This is a genomic window from Protofrankia sp. CiP1_Cm_nod3 (assembly GCF_982290655.1).
On the sequence record NZ_CEVIVD010000127.1, the window covers coordinates 1 to 9,855 of the forward strand.

The following is a 9,855-nucleotide window of genomic DNA, read 5'->3' on the forward strand; positions in this document are numbered from 1 at the left end:
GGTGTCGACGACGACCTCCCAGCTGGTACCGAAGCTCTCCGGCGGGATGCGGAAGCCCAGCGGCTCGAAGTGGGCGTTGAAGAACAGCAGGAAGGACTGGTCGACGACCTTCTCACCGCGCTGGTCGGGGTCGGGGATGCCCTGCCCGTTGAGGAACACCCCGAAGGAGCGGGCCGGGGCGAACCCCCAGTCGGCGTCCGACATCTCGGTGCCGTCCGGCCGCAGCCAGACGATGTCCTTGAGGGCCTCGCCGCCGTCGTAGCCGGCGGCGGGAAGGCCCGTCCTGGCGTCCAGGCGGTGGATGGGGTCGCCCCGGAAGAACCGGCGCCGGCGGAACACCGGATGCTCCCGGCGCAGGGCGCAGACGGTCGCGGTGAACTCCACCAGGTCCGCGTTGCGCTCCGCCAGGGACCAGTCCAGCCAGGAGATCTCGTTGTCCTGGCAGTAGCCGTTGTTGTTGCCCTGCTGGGTGCGTCCCATCTCGTCGCCGGCCAGCAGCATGGGGACGCCCTGGGAGAGGAAGAGCGTGGTGAGGAAGTTGCGGACCTGGCTGCCGCGCAGCGCGAGCACCGCGGGGTCGTCGGCCGGCCCTTCCGTGCCGCAGTTCCACGACCGGTTGTCGTCGGTTCCGTCCCGGTTGTCCTCGCCGTTGTTCTCGTTGTGTTTGTTGTTATAGGAGACCAGGTCGTTGAGGGTGAACCCGTCGTGGGCGGTGACAAAGTTGATGGACGCCGACGGCCGGCGCCCATCGGACTCGTAGAGGTCGCTCGAGCCGGTCAGCCGGGAGGCGAACTCGGCGATGCCCTTGTCCTGGCCGCGCCAGAAGTCCCGCACGGTGTCACGGTACTTGCCGTTCCACTCCGTCCACAGCGGGGGGAAGTTGCCGACCTGGTAGCCGCCGGCGCCGAGGTCCCACGGCTCGGCGATCAGCTTGACCTGCGAGACCACCGGATCCTGCTGGACGAGGTCGAAGAAGGACGACAGCCGGTCGACCTCGTAGAACTCCCGGGCCAGGGTCGCGGCCAGGTCGAACCGGAACCCGTCGACGTGCATCTCGGTCACCCAGTAGCGCAGCGAGTCCATGATGAGCTGCAGGACGTGCGGGTTGCGCACCCGCATGCTGTTGCCGGTGCCGGTGTAGTCCATGTAGTAGCGCGGGTCGTCGTCCATCAGGCGGTAGTAGGCGGCGTTGTCGATGCCGCGGAAACACAGCGTCGGGCCCATGTGGTTGCCCTCGGCCGTGTGGTTGTACACGACGTCGAGGATCACCTCGATGCCGGCGTCGTGGAGGTCCTTCACCATCAGCTTGAACTCCTGGACCTGCTGGCCCGCGCGGGTGGTGGCCGCGTACGCGTTGTGCGGGGCCAGGAAGGCCAGCGAGTTGTACCCCCAGTAGTTGCGCAGCCCCCGGCGGACCAGGTGCTCGTCCTGCACGAACTGGTGGACGGGCATGAGCTCCACGGCGGTCACACCGAGTTTGTGGTAATAGTCGATCATCACCGGATGTGCCACGCCGGCATAGGTGCCGCGGTACTCCGGCGGAAGCCCGGGATGGGCGGTCGTCAGGCCGCGCACGTGCGCCTCGTAGATGACCGTCTCGTGGTACGGGGTGCGCGGCGGGCGGTCGCCGTTCCAGTCGAAGAACGGGCTGATGACCACCGACTTCATCACCCGGGGCGCGGAATCCTCGGTGTTCATGCTGTCGGGGTCGCCGAAGTTGTAGCCGAAGACCGACTGGTCCCAGTCGATCTCGCCGTCGACCGCCTTCGCGTAGGGGTCCAGAAGAAGCTTGGACGGATTGCACCGCAGCCCCTTGGCAGGTTCGTGGGGGCCGTGGATCCGATACCCGTATCGCTGGCCGGGGCCGATGCTCGGCAGGAAACCGTGGTAGACGAAGGCGTCGGCTTCCTTCAGCTCGACCCTGGTCTCGGTGTTGCCCTCGTCGAACAGGCACAGCTCGACCTTCTCGGCGACCTCGGAGAAGATCGCGAAATTGGTGCCGGTGCCGTCGTAGGTGGCACCGAGCGGATAGGGGCTGCCCGGCCAGACTTGCAACATACGCACGGAGCCTACGGGGTTGGGGAACCGCCGACGACCGGTGCTGGTGGGGATGGGCACCGACGGCTCGGATGACTTCCCGGCCGGTGGATTCCGGGCCGGGGGATTCCGGTTCGGCCGGCAGGGCGGCGGCCGCGGCCGGGCCGGGCCGGGCCGGCTTGAGTACACCTTCGGGCCGCGCCGTGCGCAACTCGTCGCCCGCGTCGTCGATCACAAACCGTTGATCGCGGCCTCCGCCGTGGACGAGGTTCACGAGGTGGCCGCGCGCTCGGTCCTCCACGCCGGGACCCCGTCTGCCGGCCCGCCCGGCATGGGCCCGGCATGGGCCCGGCGCGGGCCCGGCCGGACACCCCACGGACATCATCCGGACGCCGTTCGGACGCCTCGGCCTGGTTGTCTCGCCGGGCCCTGCCGTGCGGAGGATGAGGGAGCCGCCTGTCACGAATCATCCAGGTATCAAATGATGAATCGGATCTGTCAGACGGGGGTAGGTATGGCAGCCACCGGCGGCTCATGGCACCATCGTTACCGCACGGCGCGGCCGATCGTGAGACGAGATCGCAGGGGAAGGCGTAACTCGTTGACGGAGGTCCTGCGTGGTCGCAATGCCATCAACACGTGATCTTGTTTCGGGTTCGGTGTCCGTCGGCATCCCCGGCATGCTCGCCGTGCTGGCCTGCCCGCCGCCACTGTGTCCGCACCTGGAGTTTGCCGTGTCCGCCGTGCTCTCCTCACCGGTGTCCCTGACCTGGACCGAGCAGCCCAGCTCCCCGGGGTCGTTCCACGCGGCCCTCCAGTGGCGCGCCCCCTGCGGGACGGCCGGCCGGCTGGCGGGGCAGCTGCGCCGTCTCGGCCCGGTCTCCTTCGACGTGGTCGAGGGGCCCTCACCGGGGTGCGACTCGGAGCGCTACTCCCACACCCCCGAACTCGGCCTGCACCGCGCGTCGATCGCCGCGAACGGGGACGTGGTCGTCGGTGAGGCGGCCCTGCGCGCGCTCATCGACCGGGGCGAGGGCCGCGAGACCCTGGCCAGGGGCCTGCACCGCCTGCTCGGCACCGCCTGGGACGACGTCCTGGAGCCGCTGCGTCAGGGCGCCCACGGAGCGCCCGTGACCTGGCTGCGCCGGACCGGCTAGAACGCCGGTCAAGTAGCGCGGATCCCATCCACGACCACCCGTGCAGGCCATGATCCAGGAGAGTTTGTCGTTGTGTACGCTTTTTGGCCGCAAAAGCGTACACAACGACAAAATTACGCCGATCTTCTCTGGCGGCCGACGTCCATCGAAGCGTGCCATCGTTCAGGAGGGATACGTATGGTTACCTGACCGGCGCTCTAGGCTTCGCCGCGCCCGCGCCCGCGCCCGCGCCCGCGCCCGCGCCCGCGCCCGCGCTCCGGGCTCATGCGGGCCGGCCGGCATGAGCCGGGCTCCCAGCGGGCAACGTGGTCCGGGCGCGGGTCAGGGGGGTGGGTCGCGGCGCGGGGCCGCTCCGCACCTGACGGGCAGCCTGTCGCCGGCGCATGCTGGCAGGGCCGGGCGCATGCTGGCGGGGCCGGGCGCATGCTGGCGGGGCCGGGCGGGACGGCCGGCTCCTGCCGCGGTTCCCGTGTTCGGGCGTGTGCCGGGCGGGGTATGCCGGGCCGGGTCACCCGTTCCCGGTGAGCCGCCTTCCGCGCGTTCCCGGAGGATTTCCCAGGCGTTGTCGGGGGAGACTTCCTCCGCGTCGCCGGGGGAGCCGCCGGGGGTGATGGTGGCCCCGGCGGGCGCCCCCGGCCCGATGCCCGCCGGCGTCCGATGACACCTGGGACGTGGGAGCGCAACAGGTGTGGCGAAGGCCACATCTGTTCGGGATCGTCCGGGCGGGCACATACCCCACCGGCCGTGCGTTGTGGGTGGGGCACGAGAGAGCAGCGCACTTAATTTCACGGGAGTATTTCAGTGGCCACCGATTACGACACCCCCCGGATCAGCGATGCCGAGGAGGTCGCCGAGCAGAGTCTGGAGGCGCTCAAGGCACGACGGGCGGACGCGGCGGCCGACCTCGGGGACGATGTCGACCCGTTCGAGTCCGAGCTCGACCTGCCCGGCGCGGACCTGTCCGGGGAGGAACTTACTGTCCGCGTACTGCCCCGACAGGCGGACGAGTTCACCTGCACGAGCTGTTTCCTGGTCCATCACCGCAGCCAGCTCGCCGACAGCCGGCGGATGATCTGCGCGGACTGCGCCGCGTAGGCCGGACGGGCCGCGCGGGCCATGGAGCCGTGCCGGGTGGGCCCCCGTGCGCCGCGGGCGGGGCGGGGCGGGCCCACCCGGTCGTCCTGATGATCAGGTGAGTGCTGATGATCAGGTGAGTACCTGGATCCCTGCCTCCCGCATCTGCGCGACGGCCCGTTCCTCGTCCCCGGGCCGCAGGCTGACGAAGCGGGTAAGGGCTAGCGGGACCACCACGTCGAAACCCAGCGCTCGGCCGTCCAGGGCCGTTGCCTTCACACAGTGGTCCCCGGCAAGGCCGGCCACGACGATCCTGCGGACCCCCTGAGCGGTGAGGACGTCGACCAGCTCGGTCGCCCGGCCGGCGTCGGTGAGCGGGTCCCGTACGGTGAATCCGGAATAGCCGTCCTCGCCGCCCGTCCCCTTGCGCACGATCGTCCCGTCGACCCGCAGGGCCGGATGCAGCCGCGCGCCTTCGGTCTCCCGCACGCAGTGCGGCGGCCAGATGCCGCCGCCGGTGACGAAGTGCGGGGTGGCCGGCGGATGCCAGTCCTGCGTGTAGACGACCGGTGAGCCCGCGGCCACGGCCCGTCCGATCTCGTCGTTGACGAGTGGGATGATCTCCTCGCCGCCGGTCACGTACAGGCTGCCAGTCGGCGCGGCGAAGTCGTTCTGGACGTCGATCACCAGGAGTGCGACGCCCGGCCCGTAGTCGTCGGTCATGAGCCGATTCTGCCCACTGCCGGCCTGCCGCGGCATTCCGGGCCTCCCACGGTGGGGCGCGGCCCGCCCGCATACGGATGCCAGGCGTTTGCCGGATATTGCCCGTCGGCATTCAGGCCCCGCCCACCCGGGCCCATGCCGGATTGCCCGGGCCGGGTCGCCGGTGCCGAATTGACGTGGTATCCGCTTGACGTGGTATCCGCTTGACGTGGTACCCGTTTGATGCGGTACCCGTTTGATGTGGTATCTGCCACGAACGCCGGTGCCGGCCGTATCCGTACAGGATACGTACGGATTCAAAGCTGATGCGCGGTTGTCATACCGCCCCGTTACAGTGGTCGGGTGCGCAGCAGAGACTACGGGCCCGACGTGCTGGCGCGGAGCGGGCGTGCGCGGCCCGCCGCGCCGCCGTCGGTCGAGGCCACCCCCGGCCTCGTCGTCGAGGACACCGCGACCGGTTTCTGCGGGGCGGTGATCGAGGCTGAGGCGGGCGGGGTCGTGCTGGAGGACAGGCACGGCCGCCGCCGCGCCTTCCCCCTTGCCGCGGGCGCGTTCCTGCTGGACGGGCGGACGGTGACGCTGACCCGGCCGGGACGGCCGGTGCCGGCGGCCCCGGCCCGCACGGCGTCCGGCTCCATCGCCGTGCCCGGCCAGCCGGCCCGGGTCGCGCGGGCGAGCCGGATCTACGTGGAGGGGCTGCACGACGCCACGCTCGTCGAACGCATCTGGGGCGACGACCTGCGGGTGGAGGGCGTCGTCGTGGAAAGCCTGGACGGCGTCGACGACCTGCCCGCGCTGGTCGCCGCCTTCCGGCCTGGCCCGCGGCGCCGTCTCGGCGTGCTCGTCGACCATCTGGTCGCCGGCTCCAAGGAGAGCCGCATCGCCGCGTCCGTGACGTCACCGTACGTGCTCGTCACCGGGCATCCCTACGTGGACATCTGGCAGGCGGTCAAGCCGTCCTCCGTGGGCATCGCGGCCTGGCCCCAGGTACCCCGGGGCCAGCCGTGGAAGGAGGGGGTGTGCCGCGCACTGGGCGTCGCCGAGCCCGCCGACATGTGGCGCCGGGTGCTCGCCGGCGTGCGTTCCTACACGGACGTCGAAGCCGGCCTGCTCGGCGCGGTCGAACGTCTCATCGACTTCGTCGCGGTACCGGCGGGCGACGGTGACGACGAGCACGGCGACGGCAAGCACGGCGACGGCAAGCACGGCGACGAACGCGGCGCGGAACGCTACGGGGGACGCGAAAGCGGCCGGACATGAGGCCCGGTCCCGCCGCCGGCATCCCCTTGTCCCGGACGGGGCGACGCTAGATGCCACCGCGGTGGAGAGCGCTCAGGCCGGGTTTTGTCGTCGCACTCGTCGTGGTGGTCGCGATCGTGGCCTTCGCGGTGCACGCGGCGCGTTCCGGCCCGCCCCCGCCGCCGTTCGGGATGTCCGGGGCGGCCGCGGCGTCGCCGTCGCCCGAGCCGAGCGCGGCCGGAGCCGGGGCCGCGGCCAGGCCGGACCTGCTGCGCGGGCGCACCGTCCTGCTCGATCCCGGCCATAACGGGGGCAACGCGAGGGCGCCCGCAGCGATCAACCGGAAGGTGCTCGCCGGCGGCATCGCCAAGGAGTGCGACACCGTCGGCTCGCAGACCGTCGACGGGTATCCCGAGCACGCGTTCACCTTCGACGTGGCCACCCGCGTGGCCGAACTGCTGCGTGGCCGAGGCGCCACCGTCGTCCTGACCAGGACGGACGACAACGGGGTCGGCCCGTGCATCGACGAGCGGGCCCGTATCGGCAACGACGCGCACGCGGACGCGGCCGTGTCCGTGCACGCCGACGGCGGCCCGGCGAGCGGTACCGGGTTCCATGTCATCGCCCCGAGCCTGAGCCCGGACGGCGGCAACGCCGTGATCCTCGCCCCGTCGGCCCGGCTGGCGGACGCGGTGGGCGCCGCGTTCGAACGGAGCACCGGCGAAACCCGGGCGGACTACATCGCGCACGACGGCCTGGCGTTCCGTACGGATCTGGGTGGCCTGAACCTCTCCCGGGTGCCCAAGGTGTTCATCGAGTGCGCCAACATGCGCAATCCCGCCGATGCCGCGCGGGTCTCCGACCCCGCGTGGCGCGGGCGTGCCGCGCAGGGCATCACGGACGGGATAACCGCCTTCCTGACCGTACCGCCTTCCTGAGCACACCGTCTTCCCGACCACACGTCCACCACATGGTTACCGGACGGCGCGATGCCCTGGTTGGGTGTGGGTGGCGTTCCCGAGCTTCGCGCACGTGCATTTGCCGAGCCATATCGGCCGAGCCGCGCCAACGGCACGGGTCCGCGCCGCCAGCTCGGCCAGTGGCGCGTCGACGTCACCGATATTTCGTATATGTAGCATCTTGCGACAAAGGCAGATATTCCTGTAAACTAGCGATTCAACTCTGTTTGACATGATTTGCCGAGGTGCTTTCGCGCACTCGGCTGTCGTTCTGGCGACAGCATATTGACGGAAAGCATCAAGCAGTAAAATTGTCCGCTATAGCGGGATTTTCGACCGCATGGGGGCAGTCGTGAACATACCGGTCGACCCTGCGTCGCCATGCGCCGGACCAAGGAGGGGCGTCATCGACGAAGGGACGGCGGCAGCGACGACGCGGCGGGACGCCGCACTTGGCCAGCGGGCGGCCCGTACCCGCGACGCCATCCTCGAGGGGGCGCGCCGGCTGTTTCTCGACCGCGGCTACGCGGGCACCCGGATCGGCAACATCACCGACGCGTGCGGGATCTCGCGGGCCGGCTTCTACACCTACTTCCGTGACAAGCGTGAGGTATTCAACGCTCTCGGGGAGAACGCCTACCGGGACATTCTCAAGATTGTTTCCCGCTGGGAGGTGATGCCGCGGCCGTGCGACCTGCCCGACGTGATCGGATGGGTGCGTGCCTACTTCGCGTTCATGGACGTGCATGGCGCGTTCATCTTCGCCTCTGGTCCCTCCGCGCCAGCGGACGAGCAGTTCCGCACCAGCAGCAGACGGATGCAGATGCGGGTCGCGTTCCTGCTGGGGGCGAACCTGCGCGGCCGCCAGGCCGAGCCGACCATCGTGCCGGAGGCCCTGGGATTATCGATCATGGGGATGCTCGAACGCGCCTGGTACTACTGCCGCGCCCAGGAGCTCCCCGTCGGCGACGACGACATCATCCGCACCGTCGCCCGCCTGATCCTCAGCGACCTCAGCCCGGCCCACTGACCCATCACTCCGGCCGGCGCCGCCGGCCGCGAGCGAGGGAGCTGCGGGAGCACCGCGTCGGCTCCCGCGTTGGCACCCGCTGTTCGCCCACCCGTCGGCCACGAACGGGCGGAGCCGTGTTCAGCTCCTCACGCCACCACCACAGTATCCGCCGGCGCAGCGCCAGATCCCACGCCTGAACGGCTCCTGCGCCGGCCATGAACGGCGTGTGGTGCCACCCGCCTCCCGCGGACGCGTCGATCCACTGGGTGTCGGTGAGCAGGGAGAGCTGGAGACCCGGCTCCAGCCGGACGGGAAAAACCGGAATCCCCCTGTCCCACGCGTAGACGAGCTCAATGTGACACCACTGTGAGTCGGCGGAACGGCGGCTCCCGAGAAACACTACGGCGTCCGCGCGGCGGAGCTCCCGCCAGAGATGCTTCTCCCACCGGGCCGCCGGTGGGATGCCATCGGAGTCAAGAAAGACGCCGGCGAACCCGGCGGCGACAAGCCTGCTCCTGAGCAGGTCCGCCGCCGCGCGATCCTCCGACGCGTAACTGATGAAGGTAAGAGACACACCGGCCCCCGTACGGCACCGCCACCGGGCGACCGGACCGAGGATCGGACGCCTCACCCGCCAGGCCCGACTCTACGTGAGCAGTCAGGCCACCTGAGTTCCTGGCCGGCCCCACCGTGCATCCCGGCCATCAGCCGACGTGACCTGTATGGCGCTCGGAGACCCGATGGCAGTTGTGTACACCGTGATTCACAAATATGAGGAGGTGTGCCATGGTGACCAAGGTAGGCATCCGTGAGTTCCGCGCTGGCCTGGCCGACTACATCGCTTCTGACGAGCCGGTGGCAGTGACCCGTCACGGTCGTACGGTCGGCTACTTCATCCCCGCCAAGTCCGATCTTGATGCCGAGCTGGCCGCGCTCAAGGCGGCAGCTGCCGCTCTCGATGGGCTTCTGGCACAGGGAGATGTCGAGGTCGACGCGGTCGTGTCCGAGTTCAAGGCTGCCCGACGCAAGCGGCCCACCGCCTGACACGCCGTCATGTCAGAACAGAAGAGCCTGGTCCTTGACGCGAACATCCTGATCCGAGCTGCGCTGGGGAAACGTGTGCGGGATCTTGTGATTACCTGTGCCGGCAAGGTGGCGTTCTTCGCCCCTGACGTCGCGTACCTGGATGCAAGGAGGTACCTGACCGGCATCCTCTCCAAACGAGGTCTCGACCCGCAGGCCGCGCTCGCTGTTCTCGACGGTCTCGAGCCAATCGTTCTCGGCATCGATGCGGACACCTATGGGCTTGCCCGTGACGCCGCACTGGCTCGTATTGTTGACCGAGATGCCGACGACTGGCCGGTGCTTGCGACCGCTCTTGTTCTGGATTGCCCGATCTGGACCGAGGATCAGGACTTCTTTGGCACTGGCGTCCCGACCTGGACAACCGATCGGGTCGGGCTCTTCTTCGACTCCCATGGTTGACGGGTAGGCCACCGACGCCAGCCGAAGGGCGGCGAAGCCGGGGAAAGCTGGAGCATCCCGGACCAGCCCATCGCGGCTCCCGTCAACCCCCACCGCAGGACGGCAGAGGCTCACTCCCCCGACAAACACGCGCTCCCGGCAAAACCGCCCAAAGGGAGCAAGCAGTGGA

The 9,855-nt window shown here is 69.7% G+C and carries 10 protein-coding genes; 7 read left to right on the forward strand and 3 right to left on the reverse strand.

All coding sequences use genetic code 11. The annotated features are described in order from the left end of the window. Positions 1–2,058: glycogen debranching protein GlgX (gene glgX, locus AC5LUJ_RS19190; protein WP_493465420.1), on the reverse strand; the 2,058-nt coding region annotated here is incomplete at its 3' end. Positions 2,059–2,663: 605 nt separating this feature from the next. Here glgX and AC5LUJ_RS19195 point away from each other — a divergent pair. Together AC5LUJ_RS19195 and AC5LUJ_RS19200 are read left to right on the forward strand one after the other, a co-directional pair. Then, positions 2,664–3,194 carry a DUF3145 domain-containing protein gene (locus AC5LUJ_RS19195; protein ID WP_250291503.1) on the forward strand — a complete coding sequence of 177 codons (531 nt, stop codon included), beginning with the start codon at positions 2,664–2,666 and terminating at the stop codon, positions 3,192–3,194. An 801-nt stretch (positions 3,195–3,995) separates the two neighbouring features. Continuing rightward, on the forward strand, positions 3,996–4,289 hold the full coding sequence (locus AC5LUJ_RS19200) for a DUF4193 domain-containing protein (protein ID WP_250286775.1): 294 nt from the start codon (positions 3,996–3,998) through the stop codon (positions 4,287–4,289). Positions 4,290–4,400: 111 nt separating this feature from the next. Here AC5LUJ_RS19200 and AC5LUJ_RS19205 read toward each other — a convergent pair whose 3' ends face one another. Continuing rightward, entirely contained in the window at positions 4,401–4,991 is a 591-nt protein-coding gene (locus AC5LUJ_RS19205; RefSeq protein WP_250286777.1) for an isochorismatase family protein, read from the reverse strand. 342 nt (positions 4,992–5,333) lie between these two features. Between AC5LUJ_RS19205 and AC5LUJ_RS19210 the strand changes: the two genes are divergently transcribed. From AC5LUJ_RS19210 to AC5LUJ_RS19220, 3 genes are all read left to right on the forward strand, one after another. Further along, positions 5,334–6,251, forward strand: coding sequence for a DUF3097 domain-containing protein (locus AC5LUJ_RS19210; protein ID WP_250286779.1), 918 nt, complete (start codon positions 5,334–5,336; stop codon positions 6,249–6,251). A 50-nt stretch (positions 6,252–6,301) separates the two neighbouring features. Further along, positions 6,302–7,168, forward strand: coding sequence for an N-acetylmuramoyl-L-alanine amidase (locus AC5LUJ_RS19215; protein ID WP_250286783.1), 867 nt, complete (start codon positions 6,302–6,304; stop codon positions 7,166–7,168). Between the two features lie 373 nt (positions 7,169–7,541). Then, positions 7,542–8,219: a TetR/AcrR family transcriptional regulator gene (locus AC5LUJ_RS19220; protein ID WP_250291501.1), complete on the forward strand. Its 678-nt coding sequence runs from the start codon at positions 7,542–7,544 to the stop codon at positions 8,217–8,219. A gap of 4 nt (positions 8,220–8,223) precedes the next feature. Here the strand turns inward: AC5LUJ_RS19220 and AC5LUJ_RS19225 are convergent, their stop codons facing one another. Continuing rightward, a complete protein-coding gene (locus tag AC5LUJ_RS19225; RefSeq protein WP_250286790.1) occupies positions 8,224–8,775 on the reverse strand; it encodes a toll/interleukin-1 receptor domain-containing protein in 552 nt (183 codons plus the stop codon). 212 nt (positions 8,776–8,987) lie between these two features. Here AC5LUJ_RS19225 and AC5LUJ_RS19230 point away from each other — a divergent pair, with 212 nt between their 5' ends. Together AC5LUJ_RS19230 and AC5LUJ_RS19235 are read left to right on the forward strand one after the other, a co-directional pair. Continuing rightward, positions 8,988–9,245, forward strand: coding sequence for a type II toxin-antitoxin system Phd/YefM family antitoxin (locus AC5LUJ_RS19230; protein ID WP_250286793.1), 258 nt, complete (start codon positions 8,988–8,990; stop codon positions 9,243–9,245). Between the two features lie 9 nt (positions 9,246–9,254). Beyond that, entirely contained in the window at positions 9,255–9,686 is a 432-nt protein-coding gene (locus tag AC5LUJ_RS19235) for a PIN domain-containing protein (protein ID WP_250286794.1), read from the forward strand. Positions 9,687–9,855 lie beyond the last annotated feature (169 nt).

Bases quoted from the DNA above. Each gene is read 5' to 3' on its own strand.
- AC5LUJ_RS19230 (WP_250286793.1), top strand. From the start codon at position 8,988: ATGGTGACCAAGGTAGGCATCCGTGAGTTCCGCGCTGGCCTGGCCGAC.
- AC5LUJ_RS19205 (WP_250286777.1), bottom strand. From the start codon at position 4,991: ATGACCGACGACTACGGGCCGGGCGTCGCACTCCTGGTGATCGACGTC.
- AC5LUJ_RS19195 (WP_250291503.1), top strand. From the start codon at position 2,664: ATGCCATCAACACGTGATCTTGTTTCGGGTTCGGTGTCCGTCGGCATC.
- AC5LUJ_RS19235 (WP_250286794.1), top strand. From the start codon at position 9,255: ATGTCAGAACAGAAGAGCCTGGTCCTTGACGCGAACATCCTGATCCGA.
- AC5LUJ_RS19215 (WP_250286783.1), top strand. From the start codon at position 6,302: ATGCCACCGCGGTGGAGAGCGCTCAGGCCGGGTTTTGTCGTCGCACTC.